The organism is Pelomicrobium sp. G1 (genome assembly GCF_051905455.1).
Lineage (GTDB): Bacteria > Pseudomonadota > Gammaproteobacteria > Burkholderiales > UBA6910 > Pelomicrobium.
Genome location: NZ_JBQACR010000006.1, coordinates 1 through 21151 on the forward strand (window position 1 = coordinate 1; position 21151 = coordinate 21151).

The following is a 21151-nucleotide window of genomic DNA, read 5'->3' on the forward strand; positions in this document are numbered from 1 at the left end:
CATCGGCGAGAATGTTCACGCCAGCGACGATGCGATGGCGAGCGGCTTCATGGAACTTGACTTCTTTGGCTGCCATGTTGTGCGGACTCCTCTGATGATTAGGACGATTAACCGTTCTCTATGACGCCCATGATGTCCTCCTCGCGCATCACGAGGAGCTCTTCCCCTTCCACCTTCACGGTCTGGCCCGAATACTTGCCGAAGAGCACCCGATCGCCCACCTTGACCTCCAGGGGGCGCAGGGTCCCGTTTTCCAGCAGCCGGCCATTGCCGATGGCGACCACTTCCCCCTGATCGGGCTTCTCCGCGGCGGTGTCGGGAATCACGATGCCGGACGCGGTCTTGCGCTCCTCTTCCAGGCGCTTGACGATGACCCGGTCGTGCAGCGGACGGATTTTCATAAAGTTTTTCTCCTTCAATAGGTTGTGGTCGATGACGGGGATTTGTTAGCACTCGATGCGAGAGAGTGCTAATGGTAGCTCCGGGACAGGAGCGAAGGCAAGTGACGGTGACTGACGGGCGGCACTTGGTTTGAAAAACTAGGAAGCCCGCGACAGGGGTATCATGGAAACGGCGGGTGACGACCCCGGAAATTTTCGGCGTCCGGTTACTCGGCCCAGTCAGGGGTCTTGGATGGAGGGACGGCCGGCCTCCCATCCGCCTTCCCTGACATCATTTTCACTTGGGCGGGCGACGCGGTGAATCTCCGGCCGTAGCACGGCGGCGACGCCGGAGTGCCATGTGGGGGAGACGGGAGTCCTCACCCCGCCCAGCTCGACAAGTCTTTATCGCCTAAAAAGCTCCGCCGAAGCCCTGCTCCCCATGGCGGAGCGTCCCTATATTGAGCGGAAACATCTGGTCTTGACATTCTCGTTGCCGCCCAATCCCGCTGGCATGAAAAGACAAAGCATCATAAGATCGTTGTGGTTTGAAGCGCGCGGAACAGCGGCGGTAAGTAGTCGGTCTGCGTCGGCGCGGCTAGGCATATGAAGCTATCGCCGAGGAGAGTGCCTGTCGCGCATCGGGGTGTTCAACCTCTGCCAATGTCATGTACAGGAAGGCGTGCGCATTGAGAGACAAGCGCGGCGGCGCAAGCTTGGCGAGCGCAGCTCGCCAAGCCCAGCCAGGAGGCCGAGACTCGCCGACTGATCTGCGACAAGGCACCGGACCCGTTGAAGATGGCCTTCGCCCGGTGAAACCGGCTGGCGGTGTGACAGCCGATCGTTGAGCGCTGTGGGATAGCGCTTGCGCCGCAAGAAGTGGGCAAGCACCTGGCGCGTCGGCACCGGCTTGCGCCTGCTCGACCTTCGGCAAGGGTCTCTTCGGGAAAATGCTCCCGAATTCGCTCCCACTGTTCGTCGCTCAGACGCAGCATGCATCCGATTCTACGAACTCATCCTCACGCCAACAACAATTTTGAGGTAGGCTCTGAACCTACAAATCCATCGTTTCTAAGTGAAGGAAAGCCGCTAGCAATCTTATGCACGTGGGCAACAAAAAGCGCTGCTCATTCTCGCTCTGCCTCTTGCTGCTGGTGACGCGAAGCGTTGCCACCTTTTCTGAGGCTGTCGCGACGTTTGCCTATATGCACGGCACTATGGCAATCTAACCTTTGCTTTAGCTCTCGTGGAGTGAGCCATGGTTTCGACTGTCGAATTGCTGGAAGCTGAAGCGTTGCAACCGCCGACCACAGGGTGGACGTGATTGGTCGAGCGATTGATTCCAAGTCTTGACATGGATCCTGGTGTCGAGGAGGCATGGGCCGCAGAGGTGGAGCGCCGGAGTGCTGAGATGGAAAGCGGCGCCGTCTTGTTGATCCCTGGTTCCGGGGCGTTGGCTGAGCTGAAGGCCCGGTTCCAGTGAACTACTGGCTGCACCCCGAGGGACACCGTAGTTGGTCACCAACTGCGTATTCTTTCGCTCGCTCCCATAGCCGACGTCCCGGCTACTGGCGCGGGCGGAGGTAGCGGCTCAAACCGTTACACCTTGACTTTCTGAGATGCCGACAAATGGCAACCGACGCGATGATGTATCAGATCAAGGTGACGCTGAACGGCGTCAGGCCGCCGATTTGGCGCCGGCTGCTTGTGCCGAGTTCCCTTTCGCTGGCCGACCTGCACGAAGTCCTCCAAGTCGCCATGGGCTGGACAGACTCGCACTTGCATCAGTTCGTTGCAAGGGGCGTGCTTTACGGGGAGCCCGATCCTGAATTCGCGATGGAACGGATCAACGAAAAGCGCGTGCGCCTGGACGAGGTCTTAAGGACCGTCAAAGACGCGATGATCTATGAGTACGATTTCGGTGACGGTTGGGAACACAAGATCGTACTGGAAAAAGTGCTCGGGGGCGCCAAGGAAGACGCCCGACTCTCTTGCATTGCCGGCGCCAGGGCGTGCCCGCCGGAGGACTGCGGCGGCGTCTGGGGCTATGCGGACTTATTGAAGATCATTGCAGATCCCTCGAATCCCGAGCATGAGGAAACGCTCGACTGGCTCGGTGCCGGATTCGACCCGGAGCGGTTCGACATCGCTGCCGTAAACAACGTGCTGGCGAAAATACGACGGGGTCTACAAATACGTTCAAGAGCGACGGGCCGCAAGCGTCGCGTACCTTAACGCGGACCCGCGAAGAAATCGGTCCGCGAATGCTCGCGAGACATCGCCAAGCTCACTGGCCTTTGGCCCGAGAATCTGTAGGGCACGGTCATCGGCGGCGCCCAAAAGGGTTTGGGTACAGTCCCCGGGGTGCGGGGGCACCCCCAATGCTCGAAGCGCCAGGCCGGGCACGCGGCGCAAGGGCGCAGCTTACCGGCACCTGCCCTCCCGCTGGACCAAGGACGCCGGGAGTTGTCTAATAGAGTGGTCGATCGAGAGCAATTCCCTGCCGTCTCGGGTCCGTATGTTGACGCCTTGGACCTCCTGGGAGCCCGACCCCCGCTTCCAGGTAAGGGACTTCGAGCCCGCCTACCTGGCGACCTACCGCAAGGGCGGCCTGGAAGCGCGGGTGAGGGCGGCCCTGGCGGAGCTCGCCGACTGCTGCGCTTGTCCCCGCAACTGCCACGTCAACCGCCTGGAAAACCAGATGCGGGTGTGCAACACGGGGCGGTACGCCGTCGTCTCCAGCGCCTTCGCCCATTTCGGCGAGGAAGACTGCCTGCGCGGCTGGAACGGCTCGGGCACCATCTTCTTCGGGCTGTGCAACCTGCGCTGCGTGTTCTGCCAGAACTGGGACATCTCCCAGAAGCGCGCCGGCCGGGAGTGCACGGCGGAGGAGATCGCCGACCTCGCCCTGGCGCTGCAGGCCCAAGGCTGCCACAACATCAACTTCGTCACCCCCGAGCACGTGGTTCCCCAGATGATCGAGGCGATCGCCGCGGCGGTGCCCCAGGGTCTCAAGCTCCCCATCGTCTACAACACCAGCGCCTACGACTCGGTCGAGTCGCTTAAGCTGCTAGACGGGCTGGTGGACATCTACATGCCCGATTTCAAGTTCTGGACGCGGGAGAGCGCTCGCCGCTTCGCCAAGGCCAAGGACTATCCGGAGCGGGCACGGGAGGCGATCCTGGAGATGCACCGGCAGGTGGGACCCCTCAAGTTCGGCCCTGACGGCCTCGCCAAGCGGGGTGTGCTGGTACGCCACCTGGTGATGCCTGGCCTGGCGGAGGAGGCCGCGGCCATCTTCGAGTGGCTGGCCAACGAGGTGTCCCCCGACACCTACGTGAACATCATGGGCCAGTACCGTCCCGAGTACCAGGTGGGCTCCATCGCCGACGACGGGCGCCGGCTGTACGTGGAGATCGACCGGCGGCCGCTTCCCACCGAATTGGAAGCCGCCTACGCGGCGGCGCGGCGGGCCGGCCTGTGGCGCTTCGACGAGCGCCGTCTGTCGCTTCGCCGCTTCCTAACCTGAACGTGGCGCCTGCGCCGCACGTGTCGCGGCAGGCGGGCGAAGCGTACCGGCATCCCCCGAGCGGTGCGCCAAGGCGCACCCTACGCGCCCTATCTGTTCCTAGGTGTCCAGCCCGGACCTGTGCCTGGCCCGCACCCCAGACGCTCTGCTAGGTTTCTGCTTCAGCGGGCGCGGGGAACGGCGTTGCCGCGCTTCCCTGCCTTGGTCTCAGCGCTTCGAGGCTCAGCGCCAGCCTTATGTGACAGAAAAATGAGGACGCACAAACCGGCATTGATCAAGCCGAGCTTTTGGGTTATCCGCCCACTCAAAAGCGCGTAAGCTGGGCGGGGTGCGCATTGTTCACATTCCGTGGGGAGAAGATTGCGGACGTGTGGGTGCTCGGCGATTTGAAGGGCTTGGAAAAGCAACTGAAGCGAGCGGAACTGGCGGCCCACCGGCCATCCCGGTATCGAGCGCAGTCTTTACCGCAACAACGAATCCGGAGGGCGTTCCTCGGTGGTGCGTCTGGCGGCTGGATCGCGCTTTACCCCGCCATACCCATCACGGCACGGAAGAGGTGGTGGTCCTCGCGGGAAAGGTATCGATCGGGGGGCGCCGAGTTGTCGGAAGGCGATTATCTGTTCACCGAACCCGGCGAGGAGCACGATGTCGTCGCTTTGTCCGACGCCGTGATCTTCGTCTCCTCCCAAAAGGCGACGCCGCTGGTGGATCCGTCGGTCGATTCCGGTGCGTTTCGCTTGCGCTCCACGCACCCTACGACCACGGCTATTGTCGCGAATTGCCCCAGGAATCTCTCAGGGTGACGCTTCGATTGAACACCGGACGCCCGGGCGCGTGGTCGCGCAGGTCGGCGACGAAATAGCCGTGTCGCTCGAACTGGAACCGCTCCTCGGGCTGGGCGGCGGCGGCGAGCGGCTCCACCCAAGCGCGGATCACCCGCTTAGAATGGGGGTTCAGGTCTTCCCGATAATCCCGGCCCCCCGCGCCGGGATGGGGCACCGAGAACAGCCGGTCGTACAGGCGCACCTCCGCCGCCGCCGCGTGCCGGGCCGAGAGCCAGTGGATGTTGCCCTTGACCTTGCGGCTCTCCGCCCCCGGGGTGCCGCTCCGGGTCTGGGGGTCGTAGGTGCAATGCACTTCCACCACGCGCCCCTCGGCGTCCTTCTTCACGTCTACGCATTTCACGAGGTAGGCGTAGCGTAGCCGCGCCTCCGCGCCGGGCGACAGGCGGAAGAAGCCCTTGGGAGGATGCTCCATGAAGTCGTCCCGCTCGATCCATAGCTCCCGGCAGAAGGGCAATTCCCGCGTGCCCAGCTCCGGCTTCTGGGGATGGTTGGGCGCGCGGCAGGTCTCTTCCCGCTCCTCCGGGTAGTTCACGATCACCAGCTTCAGGGGATCGAGCACCGCGATGCGCCGCGGCGCCCGCTCGTTCAGGTCCTCCCGGATGCAGTCCTCCAGCACGGTCATGTCGATCCACGATTCCTGCTTGGATACGCCGATGCGCTCCACGAACAGGCGAATCCCTTCGGGGGTATAGCCCCGGCGCCGGCAGCCCACCAGGGTGGGCATACGCGGGTCGTCCCAGCCGTCCACGTGCCCGCCTTCCACCAGCTCGATCAGCTTGCGCTTGGAAAGCACCGTGTAGAGGAGATTCAGACGCGAGAACTCGTACTGCCGCGAATGCCAGGGCAGCACCTCGGCCAGCTCGTCCAGGATCCAGTCGTAAAGCGCCCGATGATCCTCGAACTCCATGGTGCAGATGGAGTGGGTGATCCGCTCCAAGGCGTCCGAGATGCAATGGGCATAGTCGTACAGGGGATAGATGCACCACCGATTTCCTGTGCGGTGGTGGGGCGCGTGGCGGATGCGGTAGATGACCGGATCGCGCAGGTTGATGTTGGGCGACGTCATGTCGATCTTGAGCCGCAGCACGTGGGCGCCGTCGGGGAACTCGCCGGCCCGCATGCGCCGGAAGAGGTCCAAGTTCTCTTCCACCGGGCGGTCCCGGTAGGGGCTGTTCCTGCCCGGCTCGGTCAGGGTGCCCCGGTAGTCGCGGATCTCCTCGGCCGAGAGGCTGTCCACGTAGGCCTTGCCCTGGCGGATCAGATATTCCGCGAACTCGTAGAGCTTGTCGAAGTAATCCGAAGCGTAGTACAGGTGCTCGCCCCAATCGAAGCCCAGCCAGCGCACCGACTCCAGGATGGAGTCCACGTACTCCTGCTCCTCCTTCTCCGGGTTGGTGTCGTCGAAGCGCATGTGGCACTCGCCGCCGTAGTCCCGGGCCAGGCCGAAATTGATGCAGATGGACTTGGCGTGGCCGATGTGGAGATAGCCGTTGGGCTCCGGGGGAAAGCGGGTGGCGACCCGCCCCCCCCATTTGTTGGTGCGCAGGTCCTCCTCGATGATCTGGCGCAGGAAGTTGGTGACGTGGGCCGCGGGGGCCTTGGGGGCGGGCTTGGGGGCTGACATGGACGGGGGCAGGAACCGGTTTATTTGGAAAACTCAAAGTTTACCCGAGGCGTTCCGGGAGGCGGAGCCCGGCGGACGGATGGGCCTAGAGGAACCCTCGGCGTACCGCTTCGGCGTACCGGGGCGCTGGGGGATCAGGACGGTGCCGCAGCTCCCCTCCACCGGGCGGCCGAGCCACCGGGGCACCTCCCAAGCCGCCCCCCGGCGGCTGGCGGCGCTTCTTCCGGCGAACGGGCCTCTGGAGGCCGGCGCCGCTGGGTTTAGTCCCCCAACGGAGCCCTGCGGACGCCCGCAAAACGGCCTCGATCGGCGCGGAGCCCGGAAAAACGGGCGCCTACGGGCAAAAACCCCTTGCGCAGAGCCAAAAGCTTAGGCATTCTCTCGTCGCCTAGCTATCGCCTTGAGCCAGGCACCGGCATAGAGGGGAAAAGGCGACCGCACGCATCGATTGGAGGGAAGATTATGGCGACCAAGAAAACCGCGAAGAAGCCGGCGGCGAAGAAGCCGGCGACCAAGAAACCGGCCGCGAAGAAACCCGCGGCCAAGAAGCCGGCGGCCAAGAAGCCGGCGGCCAAGAAGCAGCCCGCGGCGAAAAAGCCGGTCAAGAAGGCGGCCAAGCCGGCAGCCAAGCGCAAGCCGAACCCCGCCTTCATGAAGCCGATGACCCCCGACGCCACCCTGGCGGCCGTGGTGGGCTCGAGCCCTATGCCCCGCACCGAGGTCACCAAGAAGGTCTGGGACTACATCAGGAAAAACAAGCTCCAGGACACCGTGAACAAGCGCATGATCAACGCCGACGACAAGCTCAGGGCTGTCTTCGGCGGCAAGAGCCAGGTGTCCATGTTTGAGATGACCAAGCTGGTCAACAAGCACCTGAGCTGACCCCATCCCGCCCCGCCCGCGCCGTGGCAGGCCTCCAGCGGGCGGGGCTCGTTTCCTTTGTTTCCTTTCCTGCGCTGGCTCCATGTCCCCTGCGCCGGCTCCGCTTCATCGACCCTTCCCTCGAAACCGGCCCCGGTGGCTGGCGGGGCTCGCCTGGGCCTTGGCCTGGGCCGCCGGCGGCGCCTGGGGCGCCTGCGCCACCGAGGCCGAAGCCGACGTTCTGGCGGCGGCCTGGCACGCTCGGATCCCCTTGGGAGGCCTGGATCCCGCCATGACCCTGGAGGAGGCACTCTGCACCCAGGCCAAGCTGGTGGCGCGGCTCGAGCCCAGGCTTGGACCCCGAGTGGGCTACAAGGTGGGGCTCACCCATCCCGCTCTGCAGCGTCGCTTCGGCGCCGCCGCGCCGGTACGGGGGGTGCTCCTGGAAAAGATGCTGCTTTCCGGCGGGGCCGCGGTGCCGGCCGCCTACGGGGCCCGGCCGGTGGTGGAGGCGGACCTGCTGGTGCGGATAGGAAGCGCTGCGGTCAACGAGGCGGCCACGCCGGGGGAAGCCCTGGCCGCCCTGGGGGAGGTGATCCCCTTCATCGAGCTGGCGGACCTGGCCCTGGCGGAAGGGGCGCCGGTCAACGCAGCCCTCATTACCGCGGTCAACGTGGGTGCCCGCCTCGGCGTCCTGGGCACGCCGCTTCCGGCGGCGCGGCTCGATCCGGTGGCCCTCGGGACCATGGAAGTGGTGGTGGAGGACGGGGCGGGGCGCGTCCTCGCCCGCGCCCCAGGGTCGGCGGTGCTGAGCCACCCCCTGAACGCGCTGCTCTGGCTCGCCCGGGACCTCCAGCGCCGGGGCGAGCGGCTCGAGCCCGGGGACCTGGTGAGCCTGGGCGCCTTCAGCGCGCCCCTGACACCCGAGCCAGGCGCCTCGATCCGAGTTCGGTACCGGGGGCTGTCAGGAGAACCCGAGGTGGTGGTGACATTTCGCTAGGAGATCCGTCTCGCGACGACGGGGGCATGCATGAAGCATAATGGTCGCGCTCGCCGGTGCACCGCTTGCCGACATCCGAACCTTGCCGACGCCACGGAGGTCGGACAACCGGACCCGCGGCGCTGTTCTTGCTCTTGTATAATCGACCAGCTATGCGCACGCTGATCTGCGGCTCCATCGCCTACGACACGATCATGGTGTTTCGCGATCGGTTCAGGAACCACATCCTTCCCGATCAGATTCACATCCTGAACGTGTCCTTCCTGGTGCCGGACCTGCGGCGGGAATACGGCGGCTGCGCCGGCAACATCGCCTATAGCCTCAGGCTGCTGGGCGGTGAGCCGGTGGTGATGGCCACCGTGGGGGAGGACTCCCACCCGTACGAAAGCCGCCTGGAGCGGCTCGGGCTGGAGCGCACCCACGTGCTGCGGGTCGAGGGGACCTACACGGCCCAGGCCTTCATCACCACCGACCTGGACGACAACCAGATCACCGCGTTTCACCCGGGGGCCATGAACCATTCCCACCTGAACAGTGTCCATGAAGCCGAGGGCATCGGGCTCGGGATCGTGGCGCCGGACGGCCGCGAAGGCATGCTCAAGCACGCCCGGGAATTCCGCGAGGCGGGCATCCCGTTCCTCTTCGATCCGGGCCAGGGACTGCCGATGTACAATGGCCGGGAGCTGCTCGACTTCATCGACGCGGCCGACTACGTGGCGGCGAACGACTACGAAGCCAAGCTCCTGGAAGAGCGCACTGGGCTGCCGGTCGCAGCCTTGGCGCGGCGGGTGAGGGCCTTCGTGGTTACCCGGGGGGCCCAGGGGTCGGTGATTCATGCCGAGGGCCGGGAGATCCACATCCCCTGCGTGCGGGCCGATGCGGTGGTGGATCCCACCGGCTGCGGGGACGCCTACCGGGCGGGATTGCTGTACGCCATCGCCAACGGGCTCACCCTGGAAGACGCCGGTCGGCTCGCTTCGGCGATGGGCGCCATCAAGATCGCCCATCGGGGTGCCCAGAACCACCAACCGAGCCGCGAGGAAATCGACGAGCGTTTCTACGAGGCGTTCGGCTATCGTTTGTGGTGAACCAGAGCTGGAGAAGGTCATGAGCAAGCGGATATTGGCTTGGGTGCTGGCGACTATCGCGGTGGCGGTGGCGGGGTGCGCCGGGAGCCTGTCGGGCGGTGCCTACAGCCGGGACCAGGCGCGCAAGGAGCAGACCGTGCGCCTGGGGGTGGTGGAGAGCGTGCGGCCGGTGACCATCGAGGGCACCAAGACCCCCATCGGCGCGGCGGCCGGCGCCGCCGCGGGGGGCATTGCGGGCAGCGAGATCGGCCACGGCAAGGGCGCGGCCATCGGGGCCATCGGCGGCGCCGTGCTGGGAGGGCTCGCCGGCGCGGCGGCCGAGGAGGCCCTCACCCGCAGGCCCGGCCTGGAGATCACGGTGAAACTGGACAGCGGCAGCCTGATCGCGGTGACCCAGGAGGCCGACGAGAGCTTCAAGCCCGGCGACCGGGTGAGGGTGGTGTCCGGCGGGGGCGTGACTCGCGTCACTCATTACTGAACCGAGGGGCTGCCCGGTGCACCCGGGACGGGCGGGGATTTCATCCAGGGTTAGCAGGTCTTTCACGCAAGCGTCACGGTTCCGGCCTACAGTGGCGCCGACCGTGGTGAAGGGATCGACCATGCTGACCCAACAATCGCGCATACGACCGGCCCAGCGCCGGCGGCTCCTGGTGCAGCTCGCCCAATCTCCCGGGGAGGTGCTGGAGGCCCAGCGGCTGCGCTACCGGGTCTTCGGGGAGGAGATGGGCGCGCGCCTGAAAAGCGCCCATCTCGGCATCGATCGCGATCTGTACGACCCGTACTGTGAGCATCTGCTGGTGCGCGACCGCGAGACCCACGAAGTGGTCGGCACCTACCGCATCCTGAGCCCCGAGAACGCCGAGCGCATCGGCGGCTACTATTCCGAGGACGAGTTCGACCTAGTGCGGCTGGCCCACCTGGGCGGCCGCCTCGTGGAGGTGGGGCGCGCCTGCGTGCATCCCGGTTACCGCAACGGCGCCATCATCGCCCTGCTTTGGTCGGGCATCGCCGCTTACATGCGCCGCCACGGGTACGATTACCTGATCGGCTGCGCCAGCATCGCCATGGGCGACGGCGGGCGGGTGGCGGCCAGCATCTACAACCAGGTGTGCCAGCGCTTCATGAGTCCGGTGGAATACCGGGTGTTTCCGCGCTGCCCGCTTCCCCTCGCCGCGCTGAAAGGGGACCTGGACGCCGCCATCCCGCCCCTGATCAAGGGTTACCTGCGCCTCGGCGCCTGGGTGTGCGGCGATCCGGCCTGGGATCCCGACTTCAATACCGCGGATCTCCTCCTCCTGTTGCCCATGCAACGCCTGAACGGGCGCTACGCGCGCCATTTCCTGAAAGATCATCACGCCTAGCCTCCATCCCTTCGTCCGTTCCGCGTGGCGGATCGCGCGCCTGGCGTATCACCTGGCGGCGGGGCTCGCTCGCGTGACTTTCCAGTATCCGCGGCTCGATCGGTCCGCCCGGGCCCGGGTCATGCGCCGCTGGTCCCTCCAGCTCCTGGGCATTCTGGGCGTCGAGCTTTCGGTGGGGGGCGATCCTCCTGGCGTGGAGCCGCGCACGGGGGTGGTGGTGGCGAATCACGTCTCCTGGCTCGACATCTTCGTCATCTCCGCGGTGAGCCCGTGCCGTTTCGTGGCCAAGGCGGAGATCCGGCGCTGGCCGTTGATCGGCTACTTGAGCGAGCGGGCGGGGACGATCTTCGTCGAGCGCAGCCGGCGCCACGACGCGGCGCGGGTGAACGGGGAGATCCGGCGGCTGCTGGCCGCCGGGGAGCGCCTGGCGGTCTTCCCCGAAGGCACCACCACCGACGGCACCGAGCTGAAAATCTTTCACCCCTCCCTGCTGCAGCCCGCCGTGGAGGTCGTGGCGCCGGTCCACCCGGCCGCCCTGCGCTACCGGGATGCCTCAGGGGCCCTTTCCCGGGCCGTCCCCTACTACGGAGACATGAGCTTCGCCGGGTCCCTCAAACGCATCCTGGGGGAGCCTTACACCCGGGCCGAAATCGTCTTCTGCGAGCCTATCGACCCCCGCAGCCTCACCCGCCACGAGCTGGCCCGGGCGTCGGAACAGGCCATCGCCGCCGCTCTCGGTCTGCCTCTTCCCCGCAGGCGACCTGGAACACCTGCCGGTCCTGCAGGCGCAGCGCCGTCAGCTTCCCGCCCCATACGCAGCCCGTATCCAGCGTCGCCAGAGCCTCGGTGATGGCGAGCCCGTGGGCGGCCCAATGGCCGCAGACGATGAAATAGTCCCGGCTGCGGCGCTCGGGCACGGCGTACCAGGGCACGCAGCCGGCGGGCGCGTGCTCGGGCGGGCCGGTGTAGGTGAGCTCCATGCGCCCGTCCGGGGTGAGGATCCGCAGCCGCGTCATGGCGTTGACGATCACCCGAAGGCGCTCGTAGCCGGTCAAGGCCTCGTCCCACCGGTCCGGGTGATTGCCGTACATGTGGCGGCAGAAGCCGTCCAGGTCTTCCACCAGGGCTCGCTCCACTTCCCGCCCCAATTCCAGCGCCCGGGGCACGCTCCACTCGGGCAGCAGCCCCGCGTGCACCAGGACGGTGGCGCCTTCGGCATGGATCAGGGGGCGGCGGCGCAGCCAGTCGAGCAGCTCGTCCCGGTCGGTCGCCCCCAGCACGTCCCTCAAGGTGTCCTGGCGGTGGAGGCGGCGAACCCCGCGCGCCGCCGCCAGCAGATGGAGGTCGTGGTTACCCAGCACCGCCACCGCCGCCGCGCCCAGGCTTTTCACGAAGCGCAGGGTCTCGAGGGAGGCGGGGCCGCGATTGACCAGGTCGCCGGTAAACCATAGCCGGTCCCGGGCCGGATCGAAGCGCATTCTCTCCAGCAGGCGTTGCAGCGGGGCGTAGCACCCCTGCACGTCGCCGATCGCGTAGGTCGCCATGGCATCAGAAACAAAAAAGGCGCAGACTCGGATCTACGCCTCTGGTGACCGTCTGCCCTTACTTGGCGTGCTCCACCATGTAGTCTACCGCGGCCTTAACCTCCGCGTCGGACAGGACAGGATTTCCTCCTTTGGGCGGCATGGCGCCCTTGCCCTTGAGCGCGGCTGCGTATAGAGCATCCTTGCCCTGGGCGATGCGGGTGCTCCAGGCCGCCTTGTCGCCATGCTTCGGCGCGCCTGCCACGCCTGCGGCATGACAGGCGGCGCAGGTTTTTTGATAGACCGCCTGGCCGTCCAGGGCGGCGGTCTGAGTTCCGGCCGCGGGCGCCGGGGCTTGGGCGGGCGCCGGGGCGGGGGCGGCCGCGGCGAGGCGCTGGGCCTCGGCTTCGGCGGCGGGCGTTCCCGCCACCACCAGGGTTCCCACGGGCTTCAACCGCTGGGCCACGGCTTCCGGCGCCATCGCCTCTTTCGGCGTCTTGATGCCGCCCGTCATGAAGTGGGCGATCATCACGATGACGACCACCGGCACGAGGAAGGCCAGCACCACCGTGATGATGAGTTGCTTCGGGGTCTTGATGAGGGAAGAGTGCTCTTCGATGTGGATGTCTGCCATGCCGGGTCCCGCACGCAAAAAAGTCGTGAAATTATAGCGGCTTTGCCAAAAGCCCTCAAAGCACGGGCGTGGACGCCCTAGCGGGAAAGCGGCATAATACAGGCCCCGCGCGCCCGTAGCTCAGCTGGATAGAGTGTCGGCCTCCGGAGCCGAAGGTCGTGAGTTCGAATCTCGCCGGGCGCGCCACCCTCCTTGCCTTGCGGTTATCGAGCGTCGCAGAAAAACTTGGGGCGCTCGCCCGCTTTGCGAACCTTTCCCGATCCCTCGGCCTGCCACCGCCGAACGCGGAGGCCGTGCGGATGCCCAACCAGGGGGACCGTTTCGACCCATCGAGCGAAGATGCCTAGCGAGCGCGGAGCGTCCCATGTGGCGCTGGTGATCGGGACGCAAAAAGGATTGTTCGTCGCCCGCTCGAGCCTCGCGCGGGCGCGCTGGCGCCTGGAGGAGCCGCATCTCGCGGGGTACGAAATCCTCCACGCATGGCTCGATCCGCGCAACTCGCAGACCGGATACGCTGCGGCGGCTCATCCGGTGTGGGGCGCCCATCTTTATCGCACCGGGGACGCGGGCCGGCGCTGGACGCCGCTGCCCGCCGTGCCCCATCACGCTCTCGGCGAGATGGATCCGCCCCTCAAGGCGGTGTGGTACCTGGCGCCGGGCGGTCCGGGAAGCCCGCGCACCCTCTACGCGGGGATCGATCCGCCCGGCCTGTTCGTGAGCCGCGACGGGGGCGCGACCTGGTCGCCCGTCGCCGGTCTTAACCATCACCCGACCCGGGCTTACTGGGAGCCGGCCCATGGAATGTTCGCCGTGCATTCGATCCACGTGGATCCCCGAAACGAGCGCCGGATGTACGCCGCGGTCTCCGCGGGCGGCGTCTACGGGAGCGAAGACGGCGGCGAGACTTGGCGTGCCGCGAACCAGGGGGTGCCGGTGGCCCACGTCCCCGATCCTTCGAGGCAGTGCGGTCACAACGTGCATCGCCTGGTCCTGCACCCGGCCCAGCCGGAGCGGCTGTACCGCCAGTGCTACGCCGGCACCTTCCGCAGCGACGACGGCGCCGGACATTGGATCGACGTCACGGCGGGCCTGCCCAGCGATTTCGGCTACGCCCTGGCGGTGGATCCCCGGGACCCGGACACGGTGTTCCAAATCCCGGAGGAAAGCAGCCACATGCGCACCGTGGTGGGCGGCCGGCTGCGGGTGTACCGGAGCCGGGACGCGGGCCGCACCTGGACGCCCCTTACCCGGGGGTTGCCGCAACGTAGGGCGTACGTAAGCGTGCTACGGGAGGCGATGGACGCCGACGGGATCGAGCCCTGCGGCCTGTATTTCGGCACCACCAACGGGCAGCTCTTCGCCAGCCGGGATGGGGGCGAGCATTGGCGAGTCCTCGCCCGGTTCCTCCCGCGCATCCTGTCGGTGCGGGCGGCGGTCGTGGCCCGGGACCCGGACCGATGAGGGGCGAAGACCTGCTCGATCTGTTCGGCGCCCGCTCCGGCATCGTGTGCGCCGTGGGCGCGGGGGGCAAGAAGAGCGTGCTGCAGCGCCTGGCCGCCCTTCACCCGGGGCCGGTCGCCCTCACCGCCACGGTCCTGACGCCTCGGCTGCCTACGAGCCTTCCCGTGGCCCAGGTGGTGGCCGAGGAGCCACTGCTGTCGGAGCGGGTGAGGGCCGCGGCTGCCCGTCACCCCAAGGTGGCTTATTTCGCGCCGAGCGCGAAGGAAGGGAGGCTCGGCGGCGTGTCGCCGGCCCTGGTGGCGCAGATCCACCGGACGGCCGGCTTCGCCGTCACCCTGGTCAAGGCCGACGGGGCCCGCATGCGCTGGATCAAGTGCCCGGAGGAGGACGAGCCGCGGATTCCTGCGGGTGCCGCCACCGTCATCGCGCTTCTTTCCGCCAGGGCCATCGGTGAGCCCCTGTCCGAGCGCGTCGCCCACCGCATCGACCGGATCGAGGCGGTGAGCGGGGGGAAGCGGGGCGAGCCGCTCACGCCGGGGCAGGTGGCGCGGCTCATGGCCTCCGAGGAGGGCCTCATGAAGGGCACGGGCTCGGCGCGGGTGGTGCCGGTGATCAACATGGTGGACGACGCCGAGCGGGAGGCCCTGGCCCGGCAGGCGGCCGAGGCCGCCCTCGCCCTCACCCGGCGCTTCGACCGGGTGCTCCTGTGCCGCCTGCGGGCGGAAAACCCCCTGGTGGGCGTGGTGGCGAGGAGCTGAACTGGCGAAGAGACCCCGCCATGACCGATGAGGGCTTTTGACAGGGCGCTCGAAGAAGATCTGGAAGGCCATGGGTTGCCCTTTGAGCAGGCGGCTGCGGCCGAAGCCGCCAGGATCGCCGCGCGCCGCCGCCGTGCGGGTCGTCGGGTCGGGTTCCACGACGTGCAGATTGCTGGCATCGCCGCAGCGCGCGCGTAGGGCTGTGATCGCCACCCGTAACACGCGCCACTTCGAAGGCGTCGGAGCGAAGGTCGTCAATCCGTGGCTCCGCGGGTGACGCGATCCCGGGCGGACGGCGCGCCTTACCCGGCGAGCGCTCGCGCCGGGTCCGTGTAGGGCAGTCCCAGGGCCTGCGCCACACCCCGGTGGGTGATGCGCTCGCGGCACACATTGAGCCCCTCCCGTAGGTGGGGGTCCTCCTCCATCGCCCGCCGCCAGCCCTTGTCGGCCAGGGCCAGCACGAAGGGCAGCGTGGCGTGGTTGAGGGCGTAGGTAGAAGTGTGGGGGACTGCCCCCGGCATGTTGGCCACGCAGTAGTGCACCACGCCTTCCTCTACGTAGGTGGGCTCGGCGTGGGTGGTGGGGCGGGAGGTCTCGGCGCAACCGCCCTGATCGATGGAGACGTCCACGATGGCCGAGCCCGGCTTCATGGCCCGCACCAGCGTCCGGGGCAGCAGCTTGGGCGCGGCGGCGCCGGGGATCAGCACCGCCCCGATCACCAGCTCCGCCGCCAGCACGTGCTCTTCGATGTTGTGGCGGTTGGAAAAGCAGGTGACGACCCGCGCGCCCAACACGTGGTCGATGCGGCGCAGCCGCTCCACCGAGAGGTCCAGGACCGTCACTTGGGCGCCGGTGCCCACCGCCATCTGGGCCGCGTTCGTTCCCACCACGCCCGCGCCGAGGATCGTGATGCGGGCCGCCGGCACGCCGGGCACGCCGCCCAGCAGCACCCCCATGCCGCCGTTTTCCCGTTCTAGGCAGCGAGCGCCCGCCTGGATCGCCATGCGGCCGGCCACCTCCGACATGGGAGCGAGGAGGGGCAGCCCGCCGCCAGAGGAGGTGACGGTCTCGTAGGCGATCGCCACCACGCCTCGGGCCATGAGGTCCCGGGCCTGCTCGGGGTCGGGGGCGAGATGCAGATAGGCGAAGAGGATCTGGTTTTCCCGAAGGCGGGCCCGCTCGACCGGCTGGGGCTCTTTGACCTTCACGATCATCTCGGCCCGGGCGTAGACCTCTTCGGCGGAAGCCGCCACCTCGGCCCCAGCGCCCAGATACTCGGCGTCTGAGGCGCCGATGCCGGCCCCGGCGCCCCGTTCCACCAGGACCCGGTGGCCATGGGCCACCACCTCCTTCACGCTGGCGGGGGTGAGGCCCACCCGGTACTCGTGGGTCTTGATCTCCTTGGGTACGCCGATGAGCATGGCAGCGCTCCTCTTTGCCGGAGGACAATTTTTGGACGCGGGGGCACCGCCGCCGGTTTCAGCCGAGAGGCTTCGGCCCCAGACCCGTCACCAGGCTCTGGTAGCCCCTGTCGTCGGGGCCGATCACCCCGTGGCGGACCAGGCAGTCCAGGATCACCAGGGCGGCGTCCAGGGTAAAGGAAGGCGCGTCTTGCGCCAGCATCTCCGGCAAGGCCTGAAGGGGAACCCGACGGAATTCGGCCACTTCCCCGTCCGTGTTCCACGGGGCGAATTCGGGCGGCAGCGCCAGGTCGTGGACGAAGATCACCTCCGACTGGACCCCTTCGGGCACTTCCCGCAGAAGCCCCACCAGGCCGGCCGGCCGGGCCTTGCGGGCCAGAGGCTCCAGGATGCCCGCCTCCTCGAAGCATTCCTTGACCAGGGTCTGGGCAGCGGTGTGCCCCGCGGCGACGCCCCCGCCCACCAGGTTGTCCAGCAGGCCCGGATCGATGGGCTTGGTGGGGCTGCGGCGGGCGATCCACATGTCCGTCCCCCCGTCCGAGCGATGGGCAAGGCCGTTCACGTGGACGGCGAAGGTGGTGAGGCCGAAGGGGCGGGCCGCCGCCCGCTCGATGGCGAAGAGGGGCGGCTCGTCGAAGCGGCCGCGAATGGCGTAGGGCTCGTGGCGCACGCCGGAGATCCAGCCTTCGGCGGCAAGCCTGTCTACCGCCCGGGCGAGGGCCCGGGTCCGGTCCTCGGGCGCTGTCAGGTCGGGATGGAGGGCAACGCCGAAGTCCCCCACCAGGAATACCTCCGTCATGGCTTCCAGCCGCCCGGCGAGCTGGGGGGTGACCCATCCCACCTGCTGGCCCGCGGCATGGAAAGGAAGGTGGCCGCCGGGATCGAACCGGGCCGCGGCGCGGACGATTTCCACCAGGGGCGTCAGGTCCAAGGGCGGAAATCCGCGGCTAGAAAAGCGGTCCGTCAGCCGCCGCCGCGCCGGTAATAGGCGTCGAAGCGCTGCATGAACTGCTCGACTTCCTGGGGGGTGTAGCCCACGAACTCCAGCGCGACGCCGGTCTGGGGCAGGGTGAGGGAGCCGATCTGGCGGCTGCCCTCGGGGGAGAGCCGGATTTCCAGGCGCTTGTCGGGGCCGCTCTTCACCAGGATGTTGGCCGGATCCTCCGTGTCCGGGCGCCGTCCCAGGGCTGCGGGCAGCGTGCGCATGAAGTCCTTGTGGCTGATCGCCAGATGGCGCTCGATGCGCACCGGTTCCGTCGTTCGTTCCGCCATTCAACCTCCCGCCACCGGCGGCCAGATGGCCAGCACATCGCCGTCTTGGAGCGGGCGGCTCGCCCGGGCCTCCCGCTCCACGTACTCCCCGTTCACCAGGGTGAGATGCACCAGTTTCTCGGGCAGACGGAATCGTTCCACCACCGCGGCCACCGTGGTGCCCTCGGGCAGGGTCAGCTCCAGCGCCCGCTGGCCGCGGGCCTCCTGCGGCAGGTAGTCCTGGAGCATGGCGAAGAGCTTGAGGGTGACTTTCATGCGACCGCGCCCTGGGCGCGGGCGAGGTAGGCTTCCATGAGCCGGGTCGGGTCCTTCAGCAGGCGGTCTTTCCAAGGCCCCAGGGGGGCGCGGGTCTGGATCAGGCCCCGGATCACCCCCACGTGCTCGGTCAGCCCCAGGCAGTGGGCTCCCACCAGCACGTCGTCCTGGAATTCCAGGCGCAGGTAGCGGAAGCGCTCCGGGTCGGCGCGCTCCGCGCCCTCGCCCCCGGGCACTCCCATCCACTGGCCGAAGGAGGTGGCGATGAGGCCCATGGTATCCAGCACGTTCATCACCAGGGTGCCCGACAGGCTCGCCGCTTTCCCCGCCATGTTGAGGGCGGCGACCCGCGCCTGGTCGGCGGCGTTGGGCTGAATGGCGTTGACGATCATCTTTCCCGTGCTCAGCTCGGCCGCCTGGGCCACATCCCCCGCGGCGTAAACGCCGGGAACGCTGGTCTGCATGGCGGCGTCCACCTTCACGCCCGCGTCGGTGGCGATTCGGCTCCCCGCCAGGAACTCCACGTTGGGTCGCACGCCGGTGGCGTTGATGACCAGATCCGCCGGGAGCCGGGTGCCGTCGCTCAGGCTCACCTCCAGGGTCTCCGCGCCCGTTTTCGTCTCGATGCGCTCCAACCGGGTGGAAGTGTAAACCTTCACGCCCTGGCGTTCCACCCAGCGGCGGATCAGGTTCCCCGCGGTCTCCCCCATCATGCGGGGCACCAGGCGGTTGCCCATCTCCACCAGGGTAAGCTGGACCCCCCGGGCGATGAGGGGATCCAGGATGATGCAGCCGATGAAGCCCGCCCCCATCTGCACTACCCGCGCGCCGGGTTTGGCCCGCGCCATGATGCGGCGGGCGTCCGCCAGGGTCCAGCAGGGCAGCACCCCGGGGGAATCGCCTCCGGGCACGGGCGGCGGGTTGGGGCGCGAGCCGGTGGCGACGAGCAGCCGGTCGTAGGGGAGGCGGCTTCCGTCCGCGAGCTCCACCTGCCGGTCCGCTGTGTCCACGCGGACCGCGCGGGCGGTCTTGAGTTGGACGCCTAACCGCTGGAAATGGTCCGGATCCTTGCGCAGCCAGGTGCCGCGTTCGTCGATCTGGTTTTCCAGCAGGTAAGGAATGGCCATGCGGGAATAGGGCGGCTCCGGCTCGTCCCCCAGCAGCACGATGTCGCCCCGGGGATCGGCCCGGCGCAGGGTCTCGGCGGCGATCACCCCGGCGGGGCCGTTGCCGATGATCACGTGCTTCATCGCAACCTCGGAACAAGATTGGTTGCTTCTTACAATCCCAACCGCCTGCGGGTCTCGGGCGTGGGCACCCCGTCCGGGGTCCAGCCGCGCACCTGGTAATACTTGGGCAGCATCACGTCCAGGTGGCACACTTCCCCTTTCTGCGGGCCTGTCTTGCAAGGCTCCTTGAGCAGGCGCGGCGGCAGGGTGTCGTCCTTGGCGGTGAAGCCCGCCTTCAGGTTGAACTCCCGCTCCAGGTTCCAGATGCGCTCGCCCAGCAGGTTCAGGGACTCCATGGACCAGTCGCCTTCGCAGGCCGCCTGGAGCTGGGGCTGGATGTCCGCCAGGGTCCAGGCGAAGGTGGTGAACACGCACAGGCCCGTGGAATCCACCACCGCGGTGGCATCCTGGAACGCCTTCAGCATCTCGGGCTTTCCTTCCGTCGCCTTGGGATCGGTCTTGACCGGGTTGCCCAGAACTTCGGTCGCCACCATGTAGCCGCGCAGATGGCACGCGCCCCGGTTGGCGGTGGCGTAGCCGAGCCCCATGCCCTGCAGCGCCCGCCCGTCGTAGGCCGGGAATTCCTGCCCCTTCACGCTCATGGAGAGCTCGGGATGGCCGTATTTCTCGCACAGCCGCTTCGAGCCCAGCCCCAGCACCTTGCCGAAGCCTTCGCCCCGGGCGGTCCACTCGGCGAAGCGGCACAGGGCTTCCGCCGAGCCGAAGGGGGCGGGCATGCCGATCTCCGCTTCGGTGAGCACCCCCATTTCGTAGAGCTCCATCGCCGCGCCCACCGTGGCGCCGAAAGAGATGGGGTCCATGCCGTCTTCATTGCAGACGAAGTTGGCATAGGTGAGGGCTTCCAGGTCGTCCACGCCGTTCGCCGCCCCCAGGGCCCAGGCGGCCTCGTACTCCAGGCCCCCGGAGGCACCCCAGTACTCGGGCTTGTTCTTCACCGTCCAGTGGGTCTCGTCGATCTTGGAGATGCGCCCGCAGGCGATGGTGCAGCCGAAGCAAGCCTGGTTGGTCACCAGGTTGGGCTTGCCGTCGGTGGGCCGGGGTTGGTGCATGGCCTCGCCCGAGATCTTGGGGGCGCCTTCGAACTGCACGTCCCGGTGGTTGCGGGTGGGCAGAGCCCCCACCTCGTTGATCACGTTCATGAGCACCTGGGTCCCGAACTTGGGTAGGCCCTGGCCGGTCACGGGATGGTTCCTGAGCACTTCTTTGGCGGCGCGCACCGCCTCCATGAAGGCCTTGGGATCGCGGATCTTGCCCACGCCCTTGGTGCCGCGCACCGCTACCGCCTTCAGGTTCTTCGAGCCCATCACCGCCCCCACCCCCGAACGGCCCGCCGCCCGGTGTAGGTCGTTGACGATGGCGGCGTAGAGCACCCGGTTCTCCCCCGCGCGCCCGATACAGGCGACCCGGATCAAGGGGTCCTGGTGCCGGGATTGGATGGCCGGCTCGGTTTCCCACACTGATTTGCCCCACAGGAAGTCGGCGGGGAGGAGCTGCGCCTCCTCGTTCTCGATGTAGAGGTAGACGGGGGTCGGGCTGCGGCCCTCGAAAATGACCATGTCCCAGCCGGCCATCTTGAGCTCCGCGCCGAAGAAGCCGCCCGAGTTGGAACAGGCGATGGCCCCGGTGAGCGCCCCTTTGGTGATGACCGAATAGCGCCCGCCGGTGGAGGCCATGGTGCCGGTCAAGGGGCCGGTGGCGAAGATGAGCTTGTTGTCCGGGGACAGGGGATCGACCTTGGGATCGATCTCGGACACCAGGTACTTGGTGGCGAGGCCCCGCTGGCCCAGGTACTGGCGCGCCCAGTCCATGTTGAGGGGCTCGGGGGTGCAGGTGCCCTTGGTAAGATTCACGCGCAGGATCTTGCCTTGCCATGCCATGGTCGATTCCTC

General features: G+C 67.6%; 21 protein-coding genes, 1 tRNA gene and 1 pseudogene. 13 read left to right on the forward strand and 10 right to left on the reverse strand.

Annotation, left to right across the window (positions count from 1 at the left end; translation table 11 throughout):
- Positions 1 to 107: 107 nt before the first annotated feature.
- Positions 108 to 401, reverse strand: coding sequence for a co-chaperone GroES (groES, locus tag ACTFO6_RS07280; protein WP_439933792.1), 294 nt, complete (start codon positions 399 to 401; stop codon positions 108 to 110).
- Positions 402 to 1716: 1315 nt separating this feature from the next.
- On the opposite strand from groES, the gene ACTFO6_RS07285 reads away from it, so the two are divergent.
- From ACTFO6_RS07285 to ACTFO6_RS07300, 4 genes are all read left to right on the forward strand, one after another.
- A complete protein-coding gene (locus tag ACTFO6_RS07285) occupies positions 1717 to 1863 on the forward strand; it encodes an addiction module protein (RefSeq protein WP_439933956.1) in 147 nt (48 codons plus the stop codon).
- A gap of 146 nt (positions 1864 to 2009) precedes the next feature.
- Positions 2010 to 2615 carry a plasmid pRiA4b ORF-3 family protein gene (locus tag ACTFO6_RS07290; protein ID WP_439933793.1) on the forward strand — a complete coding sequence of 202 codons (606 nt, stop codon included), beginning with the start codon at positions 2010 to 2012 and terminating at the stop codon, positions 2613 to 2615.
- A 283-nt stretch (positions 2616 to 2898) separates the two neighbouring features.
- A complete protein-coding gene (locus ACTFO6_RS07295) occupies positions 2899 to 3909 on the forward strand; it encodes a radical SAM protein (RefSeq protein WP_439933794.1) in 1011 nt (336 codons plus the stop codon).
- Between the two features lie 269 nt (positions 3910 to 4178).
- Complete coding sequence (locus ACTFO6_RS07300) at positions 4179 to 4712, forward strand: ester cyclase (RefSeq protein WP_439933957.1); 534 nt, start codon at positions 4179 to 4181, stop codon at positions 4710 to 4712.
- On the opposite strand, the gene ACTFO6_RS07305 is transcribed toward ACTFO6_RS07300, so the two are convergent.
- Positions 4675 to 6378 (reverse strand): glutamine--tRNA ligase/YqeY domain fusion protein, encoded by a 1704-nt coding sequence (locus tag ACTFO6_RS07305; RefSeq protein WP_439933795.1) that lies wholly within the window; start codon positions 6376 to 6378, stop codon positions 4675 to 4677. The two genes, ACTFO6_RS07300 and ACTFO6_RS07305, sit on opposite strands and share 38 nt — an antisense overlap.
- 462 nt (positions 6379 to 6840) lie before the next feature.
- On the opposite strand from ACTFO6_RS07305, the gene ACTFO6_RS07310 reads away from it, so the two are divergent.
- The 6 genes and pseudogenes from ACTFO6_RS07310 to ACTFO6_RS07335 all read left to right on the forward strand — a co-directional run.
- Positions 6841 to 7260, forward strand: coding sequence for an SWIB/MDM2 domain-containing protein (locus tag ACTFO6_RS07310; RefSeq protein ID WP_439933796.1), 420 nt, complete (start codon positions 6841 to 6843; stop codon positions 7258 to 7260).
- An 82-nt stretch (positions 7261 to 7342) separates the two neighbouring features.
- Positions 7343 to 8239: a 2-keto-4-pentenoate hydratase gene (locus tag ACTFO6_RS07315; RefSeq protein ID WP_439933797.1), complete on the forward strand. Its 897-nt coding sequence runs from the start codon at positions 7343 to 7345 to the stop codon at positions 8237 to 8239.
- A gap of 152 nt (positions 8240 to 8391) precedes the next feature.
- Entirely contained in the window at positions 8392 to 9327 is a 936-nt protein-coding gene (locus ACTFO6_RS07320; protein WP_439933798.1) for a carbohydrate kinase family protein, read from the forward strand.
- Between the two features lie 19 nt (positions 9328 to 9346).
- Complete coding sequence (locus ACTFO6_RS07325) at positions 9347 to 9805, forward strand: glycine zipper 2TM domain-containing protein (protein WP_439933799.1); 459 nt, start codon at positions 9347 to 9349, stop codon at positions 9803 to 9805.
- Between the two features lie 121 nt (positions 9806 to 9926).
- Positions 9927 to 10688 carry a GNAT family N-acetyltransferase gene (locus ACTFO6_RS07330; protein WP_439933800.1) on the forward strand — a complete coding sequence of 254 codons (762 nt, stop codon included), beginning with the start codon at positions 9927 to 9929 and terminating at the stop codon, positions 10686 to 10688.
- Between the two features lie 121 nt (positions 10689 to 10809).
- Positions 10810 to 11214, forward strand: a pseudogene (locus ACTFO6_RS07335) (lysophospholipid acyltransferase family protein); the annotation flags it as partial.
- A 157-nt stretch (positions 11215 to 11371) separates the two neighbouring features.
- On the opposite strand, the gene ACTFO6_RS07340 reads toward ACTFO6_RS07335, so the two are convergent.
- Positions 11372 to 12232, reverse strand: a complete 861-nt coding sequence (locus ACTFO6_RS07340; RefSeq protein ID WP_439933801.1) for a symmetrical bis(5'-nucleosyl)-tetraphosphatase — start codon at positions 12230 to 12232, stop codon at positions 11372 to 11374.
- A 58-nt stretch (positions 12233 to 12290) separates the two neighbouring features.
- The gene (locus tag ACTFO6_RS07345) at positions 12291 to 12845 is read right to left on the reverse strand and encodes a c-type cytochrome (RefSeq protein WP_439933802.1); all 555 of its coding nucleotides are present in this window, start codon (positions 12843 to 12845) and stop codon (positions 12291 to 12293) included.
- 109 nt (positions 12846 to 12954) lie between these two features.
- Between ACTFO6_RS07345 and ACTFO6_RS07350 the strand changes: the two genes are divergently transcribed.
- From ACTFO6_RS07350 to yqeC, 3 genes are all read left to right on the forward strand, one after another.
- Positions 12955 to 13031, forward strand: a tRNA-Arg gene (locus ACTFO6_RS07350).
- A gap of 153 nt (positions 13032 to 13184) precedes the next feature.
- Positions 13185 to 14306, forward strand: a complete 1122-nt coding sequence (locus ACTFO6_RS07355; RefSeq protein ID WP_439933803.1) for a WD40/YVTN/BNR-like repeat-containing protein — start codon at positions 13185 to 13187, stop codon at positions 14304 to 14306.
- Positions 14303 to 15064 carry a selenium cofactor biosynthesis protein YqeC gene (gene yqeC, locus ACTFO6_RS07360; protein WP_439933804.1) on the forward strand — a complete coding sequence of 254 codons (762 nt, stop codon included), beginning with the start codon at positions 14303 to 14305 and terminating at the stop codon, positions 15062 to 15064. Before ACTFO6_RS07355 ends, yqeC begins: the two co-directional genes overlap by 4 nt.
- A 302-nt stretch (positions 15065 to 15366) precedes the next feature.
- Here the strand turns inward: yqeC and ald are convergent, their stop codons facing one another.
- From ald to ACTFO6_RS07390, 6 genes are read right to left on the reverse strand one after another with little or no spacing between them, the layout of a single operon-like run.
- The gene (gene ald, locus ACTFO6_RS07365; RefSeq protein ID WP_439933805.1) at positions 15367 to 16485 is read right to left on the reverse strand and encodes an alanine dehydrogenase; all 1119 of its coding nucleotides are present in this window, start codon (positions 16483 to 16485) and stop codon (positions 15367 to 15369) included.
- A gap of 58 nt (positions 16486 to 16543) precedes the next feature.
- Positions 16544 to 17416: a DUF4743 domain-containing protein gene (locus tag ACTFO6_RS07370; RefSeq protein ID WP_439933806.1), complete on the reverse strand. Its 873-nt coding sequence runs from the start codon at positions 17414 to 17416 to the stop codon at positions 16544 to 16546.
- Positions 17417 to 17448: 32 nt separating this feature from the next.
- Complete coding sequence (locus ACTFO6_RS07375; RefSeq protein WP_439933807.1) at positions 17449 to 17757, reverse strand: hypothetical protein; 309 nt, start codon at positions 17755 to 17757, stop codon at positions 17449 to 17451.
- The gene (locus ACTFO6_RS07380) at positions 17758 to 18012 is read right to left on the reverse strand and encodes a MoaD/ThiS family protein (protein ID WP_439933808.1); all 255 of its coding nucleotides are present in this window, start codon (positions 18010 to 18012) and stop codon (positions 17758 to 17760) included.
- Positions 18009 to 19262: an NAD(P)/FAD-dependent oxidoreductase gene (locus ACTFO6_RS07385; RefSeq protein WP_439933809.1), complete on the reverse strand. Its 1254-nt coding sequence runs from the start codon at positions 19260 to 19262 to the stop codon at positions 18009 to 18011. Before ACTFO6_RS07385 ends, ACTFO6_RS07380 begins: the two co-directional genes overlap by 4 nt.
- 29 nt (positions 19263 to 19291) lie before the next feature.
- Positions 19292 to 21139, reverse strand: coding sequence for an aldehyde ferredoxin oxidoreductase family protein (locus ACTFO6_RS07390; RefSeq protein WP_439933810.1), 1848 nt, complete (start codon positions 21137 to 21139; stop codon positions 19292 to 19294).
- Positions 21140 to 21151 lie beyond the last annotated feature (12 nt).

Excerpts from the sequence above, each read along its gene's own strand:
- ald (WP_439933805.1), bottom strand. The coding sequence starts at position 16,485 with ATGCTCATCGGCGTACCCAAGGAGATCAAGACCCACGAGTACCGGGTG.
- ACTFO6_RS07375 (WP_439933807.1), bottom strand. The coding sequence starts at position 17,757 with ATGGCGGAACGAACGACGGAACCGGTGCGCATCGAGCGCCATCTGGCG.
- ACTFO6_RS07330 (WP_439933800.1), top strand. The coding sequence starts at position 9,927 with ATGCTGACCCAACAATCGCGCATACGACCGGCCCAGCGCCGGCGGCTC.
- ACTFO6_RS07345 (WP_439933802.1), bottom strand. The coding sequence starts at position 12,845 with ATGGCAGACATCCACATCGAAGAGCACTCTTCCCTCATCAAGACCCCG.
- ACTFO6_RS07310 (WP_439933796.1), top strand. The coding sequence starts at position 6,841 with ATGGCGACCAAGAAAACCGCGAAGAAGCCGGCGGCGAAGAAGCCGGCG.
- ACTFO6_RS07320 (WP_439933798.1), top strand. The coding sequence starts at position 8,392 with ATGCGCACGCTGATCTGCGGCTCCATCGCCTACGACACGATCATGGTG.
- ACTFO6_RS07295 (WP_439933794.1), top strand. The coding sequence starts at position 2,899 with ATGTTGACGCCTTGGACCTCCTGGGAGCCCGACCCCCGCTTCCAGGTA.
- ACTFO6_RS07315 (WP_439933797.1), top strand. The coding sequence starts at position 7,343 with ATGTCCCCTGCGCCGGCTCCGCTTCATCGACCCTTCCCTCGAAACCGG.
- ACTFO6_RS07290 (WP_439933793.1), top strand. The coding sequence starts at position 2,010 with ATGGCAACCGACGCGATGATGTATCAGATCAAGGTGACGCTGAACGGC.
- groES (WP_439933792.1), bottom strand. The coding sequence starts at position 401 with ATGAAAATCCGTCCGCTGCACGACCGGGTCATCGTCAAGCGCCTGGAA.
- ACTFO6_RS07380 (WP_439933808.1), bottom strand. The coding sequence starts at position 18,012 with ATGAAAGTCACCCTCAAGCTCTTCGCCATGCTCCAGGACTACCTGCCG.
- ACTFO6_RS07340 (WP_439933801.1), bottom strand. The coding sequence starts at position 12,232 with ATGGCGACCTACGCGATCGGCGACGTGCAGGGGTGCTACGCCCCGCTG.
- ACTFO6_RS07355 (WP_439933803.1), top strand. The coding sequence starts at position 13,185 with ATGCCTAGCGAGCGCGGAGCGTCCCATGTGGCGCTGGTGATCGGGACG.
- ACTFO6_RS07305 (WP_439933795.1), bottom strand. The coding sequence starts at position 6,378 with ATGTCAGCCCCCAAGCCCGCCCCCAAGGCCCCCGCGGCCCACGTCACC.
- ACTFO6_RS07390 (WP_439933810.1), bottom strand. The coding sequence starts at position 21,139 with ATGGCATGGCAAGGCAAGATCCTGCGCGTGAATCTTACCAAGGGCACC.
- ACTFO6_RS07385 (WP_439933809.1), bottom strand. The coding sequence starts at position 19,262 with ATGAAGCACGTGATCATCGGCAACGGCCCCGCCGGGGTGATCGCCGCC.
- ACTFO6_RS07325 (WP_439933799.1), top strand. The coding sequence starts at position 9,347 with ATGAGCAAGCGGATATTGGCTTGGGTGCTGGCGACTATCGCGGTGGCG.
- yqeC (WP_439933804.1), top strand. The coding sequence starts at position 14,303 with ATGAGGGGCGAAGACCTGCTCGATCTGTTCGGCGCCCGCTCCGGCATC.